Genomic DNA, 13,450 nt, shown 5'->3' on the forward strand with positions numbered 1-13,450 from the left:
GGATAACCTATTTGCCGCCTGGAAAAATCGACCCGCAATCATTGCAGTCGCTTTCGAAAGACGATTTTATGACAGTGCGATGCAGCATGGGTCGATTTGGAAACAAACGGCTCTGTCGGCGGGTGGAAATCCACCCATCGTACCGCGAAAATTGCAGCGCTGCCCCAGCACCCGGCTAGCTTTCGGTGGTGAGCATGCGCTTGTCGAGACCATATTTCTGCATCTTTTCGTAGAGGGTCTTCCGGGAAATGCCGAGCGACTCATAGACCGGCCTGAGGCTGCCGCCATGCGCCACCAGCGCGCTGGCAATGACCCCGCGTTCGAATTCGGCGACGCGCTCCGCAAGCCCGGTTGCCTCCTCGGCTTGCCGCCCGCCATTGTCGAGACCGAGGACCAGGCGGTCGGCGGCATTCCTCAGCTCACGCACATTGCCGGGCCAGTCGCGCTGAGCAATGTCGGAAATCACGTCGGGCGGCACGGTCATCTCGTCGCGGCCGTAGCGGGCCGCCGCCTCCCGCACCAGCTGCAGGAAAAGCAGCGGAACATCCGCCCGCCGCTGCGACAAAGACGGCACGTGCAGCGTCGCGACGTTCAGCCGATAGAAGAGGTCGGCGCGGAAGCGCCCCGCCGCCACCTCCGCCTCCAGATCGACCTTGCTTGTCGCGATGAAGCGCACGTCGAGCGCCACCACCTCATTCGAACCGAGCCTGGAGATCACCCGCTCCTGCAGCACCCGCAGAAACTTGGCCTGCAGGTCGAACGGCATGGAGCCGATCTCGTCGAGCAGGATCGTGCCGCCGCGCCCATGTTCGAACTTTCCGTAGCGCGGCCTCACCGCGCCCGGAAAGGCACCCGCCTCGTGGCCGAAGAGTTCGCTCTCGATCAGGTTCGCCGGCAGTGCGGCACAATTGATCGCGATGAACGGCCGGCTCGCCCGGGCGCTGATGTCGTGGAGCGCCCGCGCCACCACCTCCTTGCCGGCCCCGGTTTCGCCGACGATCAGCGTATCGGCATCGCTCGCCCCGATCGCCCGGATGCGGTAGCGCAGATCCACCATCACCTGCGTGCGCCCCGGCAGCCGCGCCTCGATATCGTCGCGCTTGCCGGCCACCGCCTTCAGCAGCCGGTTTTCGAGCACCAGGCCGCGCCGCTCCATCGCCCGGCGGATGACGCCGGCAAGCATCTCCGGCGTGAACGGCTTCTCGATGAAATCATAGGCCCCTTCGCGCATCGCCTTTACCGCAAGCTGAACGTCGCCGTGGCCGGTAACAAGAATGACCGGCACCTCCGGGTCGAGCTCGCGGATCTTCTGCATCAGCGTCATGCCGTCGATGCCGGGCATGCGGATATCGCTGACGACGACGCCGGGAAAGCTGTAGCCGATCAGCTCCAGCACGTGGTCGCCGTTCGAATAGGTTTCGACACTGAAGCCGGAGAGCTCCAGCGCCTGCGCCGTCGAGCGGCGCAGTTCCTCCTCGTCGTCAACCAGCAGGATCTTCGCATTCATTCCGCTGCCTCCGGCATCAGCCCTGCCGCCGACTGCAGCTCGATGCGGAACACTGCGCCCCCTTCGGGATGATTAGCAGCAGTAAGGCTGCCGCCGAAATCCTTGATGATGTTGTAGGAGATCGAAAGCCCGAGGCCGAGCCCCTTGCCGACGCCCTTCGTCGTGAAGAAGGGATCGAAGATACGCTCGGCGATCGCCGCCGGCACGCCCGGTCCATGGTCCCGCACAGTCAGCACCACCTTGCCGGCCTCCTCGAAGGCCGAAACCTCGATGCGCCGGTCATTCAGCCCTTCCACCGCATCGGCCGCATTCGAAATCACGTTCACCAGCACCTGCTGTAGACGCACCGAACCGGCGCGCACCATCGGCGGACGCGGCCCGAGAGCGAGAAGCAGTTCGGCATCCGCCGCCTTCAGTCGCCAGGCGATGATCTCGAGCGTATCGCGCATCGCCTCGTCGAGGGAAACGGGACCGAGCTTCTCGTTCGGCTTGCGGGCGAAGTTGCGCAGGTGCCGGCTGATCGCAGCCATACGGTCGATCAGCCCGCCGATACGCCGGATATTGTCCCGCGCCTCCTCCGTCCGCCCACGGTCGATGAGAACGGAGGCGCTATCCGTATAGGTCTTGGCGGCGGCGAGCGGCTGGTTGAACTCGTGCGAAAGGGCCGCCGACATCTGCCCCAGCCCGGCAAGCTTGCCCGCCTGGATCAGATCGGCCTGTGTCTGTCGCAGCTGCTGCTCGGTCAGCCGCCGTTCGGCGATTTCTTCTTCTATGCGGCTGTTGACGCGGGCAAGATCGGCTGTGCGCTCCTCGACGCGCCGTTCCAGCTCGTTGCGGGCTTCAGCTTGCATCTGCATGCGCTCGGCAAGTCGCGCCCGCCTCTGACGCAGAACCGCGACCGCGAGCCCGGTGATGCAGAGGAAGAGAAACACTGCCACAAGCGCCGTGCGTGCCTGGGCACGGATGGAACTCGTCTCCATCAGCACGTTCACCGTCCAGTCCTCGGCTGGCATATAATGCGAGAGCACCAGAAATTCGCTCGAACCGCGCTCGCCGGCCAGCGTCATCAGCTCATGCTGCTCGAAGTGGTGACGCGTCACCGGCAGCGCCGCCAGCCTGGCATTGGCATAACGCCGCGACGCCTCGGTGCGGGCGACACGGTCGGCCGTCAGCGGCAGGATCGCACCATAGAGCCATTCCGAGCTGCCGGACATGAAGATGATGCCCTCCGGATCGGAGACGAAAATCTTGTATTCGCCGCCGCCCCAGGAGGATTCGATCATGTCGATATCGACCTTGAAGACGATGACGCCACGAATATCCGCGCCGGTCCGGATCGGTGCGGCAAAATAATAGCCGCGCTTCAGCGAGGTGGTGCCGAGCGCGTAAAACCGTGCCTGCCGGCCTTCGATCGCATCCTGGAAATAGGGCCTGTAGCTGAAATTCTGTCCGACGAAACTTGCAGGCCCATCGTAATTGCTGGCCGCGATCGTCTCTCCGTCTGGCTTGACCACATAGATATCGGAGGATTTCAGCAGCCCGTTGATCTCCTTGAGATAGAGATTGGCTGCATCGCGCAACGCCGCATCTTCAGGCGCGCTCACCAGTTCCTTGATGTCGTCGTGATCGGCGATCAGCGCCGGCAGCGCCTCGTAGCGGTTGAGATGGCCGCTGAGTGCCGAAACGGCAAGGCGCAGCGCCGTTCCCGCCTGCGCCGAGGCTTCCTCCATATAGGCGCGCGTCGCAATCGCGCTCCCATAGGTGAAGAAGGCGAAGATGATCAGCGGCACCACCAGCAACGCCGCTATCGCACGATATCTAGAAGACAGAACCGGCTCCTCCCCTTTTCTGCCTCCACTCCCCAGCGAGGCATACCCAACGGACCGAGTTTAGAGGGGTGGGTAGGGATTTCCAAGGGGCCGCCGAAACTTGACACCCGGCAGGGGCCGATGTCCTATTGCTGCACCGCAAGGAGGCCCCGCCCATGAGCGACGACCAGACGCCCGCCGACAGCAAACTCACCACATCCAAGCGCCGCTGGGCGGCTGAGGGCAAGTTCCTGACCGGCCGTATCAGCCGTCCCGAAGCCGAGCGCCTGCCGCCCGGCCAGCACCTTGTCAAGAACTGGCCGGTACTCGACCTCGGCCAGCAGCCTGTCATCTCGACCGAAACCTGGCGGCTCGAGGTGCGCGGCCTCGTCGAAACGACGCTCACCCTCACCTGGGCCGACTTCCAGGCGATCGAACAGAGCACGGGGGTGAGCGATATCCACTGCGTCACCACCTGGTCGCGCTACGACAACAAATGGAAGGGCGTTTCGACGCGCGTTCTGCTCGACCTTGCCATGCCGAAGCCGGAGGCAGCTTACGTCATGCTGACGAGCTACGACGGCTATACCACGAACCTGCCGCTCGCCGATTTCGCCGCCGAGGATGCGATCCTCGCCACCGCCTGGGAAGGCCTGCCGCTGACGCCGGAGCATGGCGGCCCGATGCGCCTCGTCGTGCCGCATCTCTATTTCTGGAAAAGCGCCAAATGGCTGCGCCGCATCGAGCTGATGCCCGCCGATCAGGCCGGCTTCTGGGAAAAGAACGGCTACCACATCTATGGCGATCCGTGGCGCGAGCAGCGCTATTCCGACGACTGAACTTTCGGCCGCGAGAAACGGCGAAGCGCAAACACGCCAAGGCCGAACAAAGAGGCAAGCCCCGTCAGCGACGCCATGCTGGCGGCATGGAATGGGATCCCGCTCCAGCGCGGCTTGACGATATCGGCGGTGTTGAAGGCTTCGCCGCTGAAGCGGCAGGTGATGAGCGCAAGCCCGCGCCGCACCATGTCGGCGTCGACCGCGGAAATGATTTCACCCGCCGCAGCAGCCTCCCGCGGCATCTCGCGCATCGAAAGCAAGACCGCCTTGGTCGCGGCGAGATAGGCATGGGCGCATTCGTTGAACGGGCTTGCCTCATCCGTCACGCTGCCCGGCATCCGGCCCCAGAGACAGTAGGAATACTGGATCTCGGCATAGTTCAGCACACGCCGGAACGGCTCGTTCGTATCGACGGCGCGGGATGCAAGATTAATGATCCGAACGCGATAGTCAGACATGACAGCCATCTCGCCATGGGAAATCTCCGGGATATCCAGTCCGGCATGGCTGCCGCCGTAGCTGCGGCTATGGGCAAAAGCGCTTCCAGCGACCACACAAAACGCGGCGGCAGAAAACGCCGTCAGCAGCAGTGGTCTGGCTCTGTCGTTTTTCATAATCGCCCGAAAAGTTCAGGGCGCCGGCAAAGCGGCGCCCTTCGATGCGTTCAGTGAAATGCCGTGGCCGGCCGGCTACGTTGCCCGCCCTTAACCGCAAGCCGCTTTTCCGCCAGCGCCCCGAAGGCGAGGCCGAGCGTTGCCCAGAGGATCGCATGCATGCCGAGCGAGGTCGTGCGGAAGCCCCAGAGCACCATCGCCGAAAAGTTCTCCGGCACCTCGTTGATCGGCGGCAGCAGATAGAGCACGAAGCCGATGAAGACGAGATAGGCGATGCCGGCGATGGTCGCACCGTTCCAGGGACCGAAGCGCTCGGAGAGACGACGTGACAGCGCCACCGCGGCAATGAGTGCGGCAAGCGAAACGACGATCATCAGGAAGAACAACTCGGTCCTGACGCCGATCGTGTCGGGATTGCCGACCGCCGGCGGAGTGGCGGGATATTTGATGCTGGGAACAAGCACGACCGCCACGAAGGCGGCAATGGCGATGACGGCCGAGGTGCCGCGCGCCGAAAGGCGGCTGAAGCGACCATGCACGAAGGCGAAGGCGAGCGCGAAGAGCCCGCCGACGGCGACGCTATAGGCCATGACGCCGGTGAAAAGGCCGAGACCGGCCTGCGTGGCGCGGCTGACGATTTCAGGTTCGGCAGCTTCGCCGGCCGCCTGGGCGCTCACCTCTTCGAAGGCGATCGCCGCATCGACGAGCGGCTCGCCGAACGTATGGGCGAAAGCGAAAACGAGGATGCCGGCAATCAGGCCCGCGAGCATGCCGCGAAGCAGAAGGTTTCCAACCATGTCAGGAACTCCGATCGCGAAGCGCTTTAGTGGCAGGGAAAGCCGAGGAGATGGCGGCCGTCATGCACGAATTCGTGCACATACATGCCGTTGAACAGCGCCATCGCGCCTTCCTCGGTGCCGACAAAATAGATAGCGATGAGCATCAGCAGGCCGCCGAAGATCGCCCAGGGCAAGATTTCGCCTACAGGGATCGGCGCCGGTACTGCAACGGGCGCGAAAGTGGTGTCAGACATGTATTCCTCCGGGAATGACGCGTTCAGTCGAAAGAGTGCTTGTGCAGTAGGTCTGACTTCCAGCGCGAAGAGCTTTCGACACGCTGGTCACAGTGGCGCGACCGCGCCGGACTTACACCGGCTTCCAAACCCGCAACAGCACGGTTATATCTGCACGCCGAAGAGACTGTCAACGAAACTTCACAAGCCGGCGAAGGACGCTGTCGCCGCATTCCCGGAGACAAGAACGACCGTGAACACGCGCCTCACCTGGATCTGCCATGGCGCGACGGCAGCAAGCCGCAAGGCCCTGTTCCCGCTCGACGAACCGCTGGAGGACAAGGCAGTGGAGGAAGCCGGCAGGATAATCGCCCCGCCCCGCGCCGACCGTATTGCCACGAGCCCCGCCTTGCGCGCCCGTCAGACTGCTGACGCGCTCGGCCTCGAAGCCCAAATAGATCAGGCGCTTTGCGACTGCGACCATGGCCGCTGGGCCGGCAGGTCGATCACGGCGATCGGGACCGAAGAGCCGGAGAACCTCATGGGGTGGATGAGCGATCCGGAAGCGGCCCCGCATGGCGGCGAGAGCCTTCTTGATCTGCGCACGCGCATCGCCGGCTGGATGGATGGCCTGACCGTCCTCGACGGCCACGTCATTGCAATCAGCCATCCGGCCGTCATCCGGACAGCGATCGTGCATGTGCTGCAGGCGCCGCTCTCCTCCTTTTGGCTGAGCGACGTCGAGCCACTTTCCATCATCCGCATGACCAGCAACGGACAGCGCTGGTCTCTGCGCTTCCAGCATTAGAGACTGCTGATCTTATCCAGCTTTGCACAAGCAAATCGCGTCATCTTTGTTGAACCCGGCTTTGCGGGGACTACTTCCTTGTCCCAAGGAGATGGAAGAATGACATATGATTGGAGTGGCGAGCGCACGCGACGCCTGCGTTTCATGCGTGTCGCCACAGTCACGGTTCTGGTCGGTCTCATCGTCAGCGTTCCGCTGCTGATCGTCACCGCCTGAAGCACTGGAAAGGGCGAGCGATGCGATGAGCACGCTCGCCTTCGTTCTTTTCCGGTGGCTGCCGGTCTCCCGAACCACGAAGGGATCACGCTGACAGCGCCGCCCTGGTTTGCCACAGGCTCCGTCAGTCTCTCAGCGGCACAGCAACAGGCTGCCGCCTCCGATAATTCGCCTTCTGGTTTCAACAAACATTTCAGACTTTCGTGATATTTCCGCGAAGGTGGAAATGGAGAAGGCATAATGCCAGTGTTTTTCCAAAGCAGGGCCGGACGGCAATTCGTGTCGATCGTGGTCTCTGGCGTGACACTCTGGCTTCTCGGCACGCTGCTGCAGCTCGACGACAGCTTGGTCGCCTTCATGACCGGTTTCGGCGAGTACGGCGCCGACAGGCTCGTTCTGGGGCTCGGCATCGCCGGCGCCATGAGCTTTATCTATTCGGTGCTGCGCATCGCCGACCTGCGCAAGGAAATGGACCTGCGCGCGGCCGCCCAGACAAAAGCCGATTGGACCGCGACCCACGACCATCTGACCAAGCTGCCGAACCGCTACGCCTTCGAGCGCAAGATCCTCTCACGGCCGATCGAGGACGACCAGGCCGAGATCGAGGAGTGGGACCGCAACGTCACTATCTTCTCTGTCGACCTAGATGGTTTCAAGAAGGTCAACGATCTTGTCGGCCACAAGGGCGGCGACATCCTGTTGATCGAGGTTGCCAGACGCATCTGCGCGCTCGGCAATGCCGACTGCGTCTATCGCTTCGGCGGCGACGAATTCATCATCGTCGCCTTCGCCCTGTCGGCGCAGCGCGAGGAGCGTTTTGCCAAGCTGCTGATCCAGGCCGTCACCCGACCGATCCATATCGATGGCTTTGCCGTCGAAGTCGGCGCCAGCGTCGGCTATGACCGCTGGGCCGAGGGAGCCGAACCGCTGGAAGATGCCGCCCACCGTGCCGACCTCGCCATGTACGAGGCGAAATCACGTGGACCCAACCACTATTTCGTTTTCGAAGCCTCAATGCAGAACAAGGTAACGGAACGCGCCGCGCTGGAAACCAGGCTGCGCGCTGCAATCTCCAACAAGGCAATCAAACCCTTCTATCAGCCGCTGATCGATCTGAAGACCGGCCAGCTCTGTGGCTTCGAGGCCTTAGCGCGTTGGATCGGTGAGGACGGCGCCAACATCCCGCCTCCGGTCTTCATCGGCATCGCTGAGGAAAACGGTATGATCACCGCATTGTTCGAGGATCTTCTTGCCCAGGCCTGCTGCGACGCCCTCACCTGGCCGGAGCATGTGATGTTGTGCTTCAACGTCTCGCCGGTGCAGATGGAAGACAAATTGCTGACCTCCCGCATCCTTAAGGTCCTTTCGGCAAGCCGGCTGTCACCGCAGCGCCTGGAAGTGGAGATCACCGAAAATGCGCTGATTCAGGATCCCGCCGCGGCCGCGGCCATTCTCGATGAACTGCATGCAGCCGGCATCCAGATCGCACTCGACGATTTCGGTACGGGCTATTCGAGCCTCGCCCAGCTCGCCCGCTACCGTTTCGACAAGATCAAGATCGACAAAAGCTTCATCGACACCTATCGCGACGACGAGCGGCAGGAAAAGATCGTCCGCGCCATGCTCGGCCTCGGCAGGAGTCTCAACATCAAGACGACTGCGGAAGGTATCGAAGAGCACGGCCAGCTCGCCTTCCTGCTTCAGCTCGGCTGCGACGTCGGCCAGGGTTATCTTTTCGGCAAGGCGATGCCCGCCACCGAGGCGAGCATCTTTATCAGTGATCGCAAGACCCGTCTGGCCTTCACGGCCTGACGAAGCGCTCTAACCTTTTGTTTGGACGCAATTCCCGGCAAAACCACTTCACGCTTTGCCGGGAATTTCCTCTAAAAAGCCTGGCGCAGGATGCGTGGTCGAAACCGGCAGGCCGAGATGATCGGCCGAAACGACTGTGACCATCGCCACGACTTCGGCTGCCGCGCCCTGACCATAGATCAGATGCGTCGTGCGATCTTTTCACCGACGGTGACGACGATGCGCTTCCAGCCCAGCGACAAACCCACGGGTGGGTGAATAAATACCTTTCCGTCAGAAGCCCCGGCACTAAGTTCGGCTATCGTCACGCCCGCAAGGAGTCTTGAAAACATGGCATCGACCGACCTGCTGCTGACCTTCAATGCCGGTTCCTCGACGGTCAAGATCGGCATCTTCGCGATCGACGGCGCACGACGAGGGCATCAAGCGCTACGGCTTCCACGGTAGGGCAGTTGCGCCCCGCAACCCTTGCGGATGGCCTATACACCTTCAAGCCGAACCTTCTCCTTTATGCGCCAAACCCGCGGCGTTTCTCCGGTGTATTTAACGAAGAAGCGCGAGAAATAGGCGGGGTCGGCAAAGCCGAGCCGAAATCCGATCTCCTGAACGCTGCCCAGCGTAAAAACCAGCTGGCGTTTCGCCTCTTCGACGAGTTTGCCGGCGATCAATTCATGAGGAGTATTGCCGGTCATCGACCGGACGATACGGGTAAGATGTGTCGGCGAAAGCCCAAGCTCCCTGGCGTAGAAGGACGCGGGCTTGTGTGATCGGAAATGTTGCTGGATGAGCTCGCTCAGCATTTCCATCCGCCGCTCGTTCTCGTTTTCCGGAAGCTCGTGCGCATTCCCCTCATGGGAAATCCTCGCCGTCAGCCGCAGCGCCAAGGCGACATAGGCCGCCAAGGCCTCGTTGCGGCCGCTGCGGCGGTTTTCGAATTCGTCGCCCAGCCGCCTCAACGTCTGCATGACATAGGCAGCCTCGGCATTATCGGGATCGAGCGGCGTCAGATGCGGCGTCGCAAACCATTCGCCGAGGTGGCTTCGGTCGCCGGGCGGATGGCTGAGATGGGATCTCAACAGCGTGATCACCAAGCCGTCGATATCGCGTGAAAAACGAAAGCCGTGATTGAGCCCAGGCGGCACAGTGATGATTGCCGGCGGACGGATGGCATGGCTGTTTTCGCCGAGGATCGCATCGCCCGAACCGCCTTCGATGTACAATATCTGAAAGAAACTCTCGTGTCGGTGCGGGCGAATCTCCCATTGATGCAAGCTGCTGCGGGAGCGAATTGTTTCGCAATGCAACCAAAAATCGGGCTTTCGCCCGGTATTCTCACCGTAGAGTTCGTAGGTAGGGACATGTCTGCTCATCGGGCTCCTCCCGCACCAATGTTCGATTAGTGCAATTTTTTGGTTGGGATGTCCATTGCTGCGGCGGGGACGACACGGCAGAATCTGGCAAAACGCAAAAATGCAGGGAGGAAGCAGTTGCGAACGCAGGTCGCCATCATTGGTTCGGGACCATCCGGCCTGCTGCTCGGCCAGCTCCTGACCGAAGCCGGCATCGACAATGTCATTCTCGATCGTGTGAACAAGGATTACATCCTCGGCCGGGTTCGTGCCGGCGTTCTGGAGGAAGGCACCGTCGGGCTGCTGGATCGGGCAAAAGCCGGGACGCGCCTGCACGCCGAAGGCCTGCCGCATGACGGCTTCTCATTGGCCTTTGACGGACGCGACCATCGCATCGACCTCCACGAATTGACCGGCGGCAGACGCGTGACGGTTTACGGACAGACCGAGGTGACGCGCGATCTCATGGAGCGGCGTGAAGAAAGCGGCTCCCTGTCGATCTACGATGCCGTCGATGTCGCGCCGCATGATTTCGACGGCCATTCTCCCTTCGTCACCTATCTGAAAGACGGTGTTTCCAAGCGCATCGATTGCGACTTCATCGCCGGCTGCGACGGATTTCACGGCGTCAGCCGCAAGGCCGTCCCGGAACGGGCGATCAGGAGTTTCGAGAAGGTCTATCCCTTCGGCTGGCTGGGGGTGCTTGCCGATGTGGCGCCCGTCAGCCATGAACTGATCTACGCCAACCATCCAAGGGGCTTTGCGCTCTGTTCGATGCGCTCGGCGACCCGCAGCCGCTACTACATCCAATGCGCGCTCGACGAGAAGGTCGAGGACTGGAGCGACGACCGATTCTGGGACGAGTTGAGACGGCGTCTGCCGGTGCATCACGCCGAGGCCTTGGCGACCGCGCCGTCCTTCGAGAAATCGATCGCGCCGCTGCGCTCCTTCGTCACTGAGCCGATGCGTTTCGGCCGACTTTTCCTGGTCGGCGACGCCGCCCATATCGTCCCGCCGACCGGCGCCAAGGGATTGAACCTTGCCGCCAGCGACGTTCATTATCTTTTCTCCGGGCTGATCGAGCATTACCGCGAGGGATCGGATGGCGGCATCGACGCCTACTCGCAAAAGGCGCTCGCCCGCGTGTGGAAAGCCGTACGGTTTTCCTGGTGGATGACGACGATGATGCATCGTTTTCCGGATACCGGGGATTTCGACCAGAAGATCCAGGAGGCGGAACTCGACTATCTGACGCATTCACGCGCCGCCTCGACGGCGCTTGCAGAAAACTACGTCGGATTGCCGTTCTGATATGAAGATCTGAGACTGAGGCGAGCCATGAAGGCCGCATTTTAAAGTGGAGGAAACTAACATGAAAAAGCTTGTATTCGCCGCCGTTGCGGCGGTGCTGCTCAGCAGCACGGCCTATGCCGACACCATCAAGGTCGGCGTCATCGGCCCGTTCTCCGGTCCGTTCGCGCTGCAAGGCAAGAATTTCAAGGCCGGTATCGACGCCTATATGGCGGTCAACGGCAACACGGTCGGCAGCGATTCGGTGGAAATCGTCTATCGCGACGTGCCGCAGGCCGATCCCGCCCAATCCAAGGCGCTCGCCCAGGAACTGATCGTCAAGGAAAAGGTCCAGTATCTCGCCGGCTTTTATTTCACGCCCGATGCCATGGCGGTGACGCCGATCCTGAAACAGGGCAATGTGCCGATGGTCATCATGAACGCCGCCACCTCGGCGATCGTGACCAAGAGCCCGCTCGTCGTCCGCACCTCGTTTACCACCTGGCAGACCTCGACGCCGATCGCCAAGGTCGCCTTCGACGCCGGCGTCAAGAAGGTGATTTCCGTCGTCAGCGATTACGGCCCCGGCATCGATGCCGAGAACGCTTTCAAGGCCGGCTTCGAAAAGGCCGGCGGCCAGGTGGTCGAGGCAATCCGCATGCCGCTTGCGACCAACGATTTCAGCCCGATCATGCAGCGTATCAAGGATTCCGGCGCTGAGGGCGTGTTCGCCTTCCTGCCGTCCGGCCCGACGACGCTCGGCTTCGTCAAGGCTTATAACGACAATGGCCTGAAGGCTGCCGGCATCAAGTTCTTCGCGCCGGGCGATCTGACCCAGGAATCCGATCTGCCGGCGCTCGGCGATGCGGCACTCGGCATCCAGACGACCTTCCACTACGCCGTGTCGCACGATTCCCCCGAGAACAAGGCTTTTGTCGAGGCGGCGGCCAAAGCGATCGGCAACAAGGCCGAACTCTCCTTCCCCGCAGTCAGCGCCTATGACGGCATGCATGTCATCTACAAGATGATCGAGGCGACGGGCGGCAAACAGGATGCCGAGAAGGCCGTCGATGCGGTCAAGGGCCTTGCCTGGACGAGCCCGCGCGGCCCGGTTTCGGTCGATCCGGAAAGCCGTCACATCACGCAGAACATCTATCTGCGCGAAGTCGTCAAGGCCGATGACGGGACCTACATCAACAAGGAGGTCCAGACTTTCGAGAAGCAGGGCGATCCGGGTCTGGCGGCCGTCAAGTAACATAGAGCGTCAAGACAGGCGACGGACTTTGCCTGCGATCAGGCCGAGCCCGTCGCTTGGAAGCAAGGTATTTTCATGCAGACAGTCTTCAGCATAGCCGTCGACGCCCTTGCCTATGGCATGGTGCTCTTCGTGATCTCGATCGGCCTTTCGGTGACCATGGGGCTGATGCGCGTCGTCAACCTCGCCCATGGCGCCTTCGCGATGATCGGCGGCTATATCGCCTCCTATGTGGCACGCGATCTTGGCCTCGGTTATGCCGCGGCGGTCATCGCTGCCGTTGTCATCACCATCATCGTCGCCATTCCGATCGAGCGGTTTCTCTACCGCCGGATCTATGGCGCGCCGGAACTGACCCAGGTGCTGATGACCATCGGCATCACCTTCTGCGTCATCGGCATCGCCAATTATGTCATGGGGCCGACGCTGAAGACCATACCGCTTGCCGGTGCGCTGCAGGGGTCAGCCGATCTCGGCTTCCGCACCATTCCCGTTCACCGGCTTTTCGTCATCCTCTGCGGCCTCGTCGTGGCGCTCGCCCTCTGGTTTACGATCGACAGGACCAGCTTCGGCGTCAAGCTGCGTGCCTCCGTCGACGATGCTGCAATGGCTGCGGCACTCGGCGTGCGCACTGAGATCATCTATGCGGTGAGCTTTGCCGTTGCCGTCGGTCTTGCCGCCTTCGGCGGCGTGGTCGGGGCCGAACTCCTGCCCGTCGAACCCTATTACGCGCTACGCTACATGGTGACCTTCCTGGTCGTCGTCTCCGTCGGCGGCGCGGGCTCCATTCCAGGCGCGCTCATCGCCTGCCTGCTGCTGGGCGCGATCGATACGACAGGGCGGTATCTGATGCCGGAATTCGGCGAATTCTTCTTCTATCTCGCCGTAATCGCAATCATCTGCGTCTTCCCGCGCGGCCTTGCCGGAAGGGCGAAATAAG

The 13,450-nt window shown here is 62.0% G+C and carries 12 protein-coding genes and 1 pseudogene; 6 read left to right on the forward strand and 7 right to left on the reverse strand.

The window, feature by feature from the left end:
- Positions 1 to 175: 175 nt before the first annotated feature.
- Positions 176 to 1,507 (reverse strand): sigma-54-dependent transcriptional regulator, encoded by a 1,332-nt coding sequence (locus RWJ89_RS28375; RefSeq protein WP_316031816.1) that lies wholly within the window; start codon positions 1,505 to 1,507, stop codon positions 176 to 178.
- A complete protein-coding gene (locus RWJ89_RS28380) occupies positions 1,504 to 3,306 on the reverse strand; it encodes a sensor histidine kinase (RefSeq protein WP_222062544.1) in 1,803 nt (600 codons plus the stop codon). Before RWJ89_RS28380 ends, RWJ89_RS28375 begins: the two co-directional genes overlap by 4 nt.
- A 185-nt stretch (positions 3,307 to 3,491) precedes the next feature.
- On the opposite strand from RWJ89_RS28380, the gene RWJ89_RS28385 reads away from it, so the two are divergent.
- The gene (locus tag RWJ89_RS28385; RefSeq protein WP_316031817.1) at positions 3,492 to 4,154 is read left to right on the forward strand and encodes a sulfite oxidase-like oxidoreductase; all 663 of its coding nucleotides are present in this window, start codon (positions 3,492 to 3,494) and stop codon (positions 4,152 to 4,154) included.
- Here RWJ89_RS28385 and RWJ89_RS28390 read toward each other — a convergent pair.
- The 3 genes from RWJ89_RS28390 to RWJ89_RS28400 are packed head-to-tail and all read right to left on the reverse strand — an operon-like array spanning position 4,139 to position 5,801.
- Positions 4,139 to 4,768 carry a hypothetical protein gene (locus RWJ89_RS28390; RefSeq protein WP_316031818.1) on the reverse strand — a complete coding sequence of 210 codons (630 nt, stop codon included), beginning with the start codon at positions 4,766 to 4,768 and terminating at the stop codon, positions 4,139 to 4,141. The two genes, RWJ89_RS28385 and RWJ89_RS28390, sit on opposite strands and share 16 nt — an antisense overlap.
- A 50-nt stretch (positions 4,769 to 4,818) precedes the next feature.
- Entirely contained in the window at positions 4,819 to 5,565 is a 747-nt protein-coding gene (locus RWJ89_RS28395) for a CbtA family protein (RefSeq protein ID WP_316031819.1), read from the reverse strand.
- A gap of 26 nt (positions 5,566 to 5,591) precedes the next feature.
- Positions 5,592 to 5,801, reverse strand: coding sequence for a CbtB domain-containing protein (locus tag RWJ89_RS28400; RefSeq protein ID WP_131665481.1), 210 nt, complete (start codon positions 5,799 to 5,801; stop codon positions 5,592 to 5,594).
- 232 nt (positions 5,802 to 6,033) lie between these two features.
- Here RWJ89_RS28400 and RWJ89_RS28405 point away from each other — a divergent pair, with 232 nt between their 5' ends.
- Together RWJ89_RS28405 and RWJ89_RS28410 are read left to right on the forward strand one after the other, a co-directional pair.
- The gene (locus RWJ89_RS28405; protein WP_131665482.1) at positions 6,034 to 6,588 is read left to right on the forward strand and encodes a histidine phosphatase family protein; all 555 of its coding nucleotides are present in this window, start codon (positions 6,034 to 6,036) and stop codon (positions 6,586 to 6,588) included.
- Between the two features lie 456 nt (positions 6,589 to 7,044).
- Positions 7,045 to 8,616, forward strand: coding sequence for a putative bifunctional diguanylate cyclase/phosphodiesterase (locus RWJ89_RS28410; protein ID WP_131665483.1), 1,572 nt, complete (start codon positions 7,045 to 7,047; stop codon positions 8,614 to 8,616).
- A 90-nt stretch (positions 8,617 to 8,706) separates the two neighbouring features.
- Here RWJ89_RS28410 and RWJ89_RS28415 read toward each other — a convergent pair.
- Positions 8,707 to 8,864, reverse strand: a pseudogene (locus tag RWJ89_RS28415) (inorganic phosphate transporter); the annotation flags it as partial.
- 231 nt (positions 8,865 to 9,095) lie between these two features.
- Positions 9,096 to 9,986 (reverse strand): helix-turn-helix domain-containing protein, encoded by an 891-nt coding sequence (locus RWJ89_RS28420; RefSeq protein ID WP_222011937.1) that lies wholly within the window; start codon positions 9,984 to 9,986, stop codon positions 9,096 to 9,098.
- 117 nt (positions 9,987 to 10,103) lie between these two features.
- Here RWJ89_RS28420 and pobA point away from each other — a divergent pair, with 117 nt between their 5' ends.
- The 3 genes from pobA to RWJ89_RS28435 all read left to right on the forward strand — a co-directional run bounded on the left by pobA (position 10,104) and on the right by RWJ89_RS28435 (position 13,449).
- The gene (gene pobA, locus RWJ89_RS28425; protein ID WP_222011936.1) at positions 10,104 to 11,276 is read left to right on the forward strand and encodes a 4-hydroxybenzoate 3-monooxygenase; all 1,173 of its coding nucleotides are present in this window, start codon (positions 10,104 to 10,106) and stop codon (positions 11,274 to 11,276) included.
- Positions 11,277 to 11,337: 61 nt separating this feature from the next.
- Complete coding sequence (locus RWJ89_RS28430) at positions 11,338 to 12,510, forward strand: ABC transporter substrate-binding protein (RefSeq protein WP_316031820.1); 1,173 nt, start codon at positions 11,338 to 11,340, stop codon at positions 12,508 to 12,510.
- Positions 12,511 to 12,585: 75 nt separating this feature from the next.
- On the forward strand, positions 12,586 to 13,449 hold the full coding sequence (locus RWJ89_RS28435; RefSeq protein ID WP_316031821.1) for a branched-chain amino acid ABC transporter permease: 864 nt from the start codon (positions 12,586 to 12,588) through the stop codon (positions 13,447 to 13,449).
- Position 13,450 lies beyond the last annotated feature (1 nt).

The organism is Rhizobium sp. 10PS4, assembly GCF_032464805.1.
Taxonomy (GTDB): domain Bacteria; phylum Pseudomonadota; class Alphaproteobacteria; order Rhizobiales; family Rhizobiaceae; genus Rhizobium; species Rhizobium laguerreae.

Excerpts from the sequence above, each read along its gene's own strand:
- RWJ89_RS28375 (WP_316031816.1), bottom strand. The coding sequence starts at position 1,507 with ATGAATGCGAAGATCCTGCTGGTTGACGACGAGGAGGAACTGCGCCGC.
- RWJ89_RS28385 (WP_316031817.1), top strand. The coding sequence starts at position 3,492 with ATGAGCGACGACCAGACGCCCGCCGACAGCAAACTCACCACATCCAAG.
- RWJ89_RS28390 (WP_316031818.1), bottom strand. The coding sequence starts at position 4,768 with ATGAAAAACGACAGAGCCAGACCACTGCTGCTGACGGCGTTTTCTGCC.
- RWJ89_RS28395 (WP_316031819.1), bottom strand. The coding sequence starts at position 5,565 with ATGGTTGGAAACCTTCTGCTTCGCGGCATGCTCGCGGGCCTGATTGCC.
- RWJ89_RS28400 (WP_131665481.1), bottom strand. The coding sequence starts at position 5,801 with ATGTCTGACACCACTTTCGCGCCCGTTGCAGTACCGGCGCCGATCCCT.
- RWJ89_RS28410 (WP_131665483.1), top strand. The coding sequence starts at position 7,045 with ATGCCAGTGTTTTTCCAAAGCAGGGCCGGACGGCAATTCGTGTCGATC.
- RWJ89_RS28420 (WP_222011937.1), bottom strand. The coding sequence starts at position 9,986 with ATGAGCAGACATGTCCCTACCTACGAACTCTACGGTGAGAATACCGGG.
- RWJ89_RS28430 (WP_316031820.1), top strand. The coding sequence starts at position 11,338 with ATGAAAAAGCTTGTATTCGCCGCCGTTGCGGCGGTGCTGCTCAGCAGC.
- RWJ89_RS28435 (WP_316031821.1), top strand. The coding sequence starts at position 12,586 with ATGCAGACAGTCTTCAGCATAGCCGTCGACGCCCTTGCCTATGGCATG.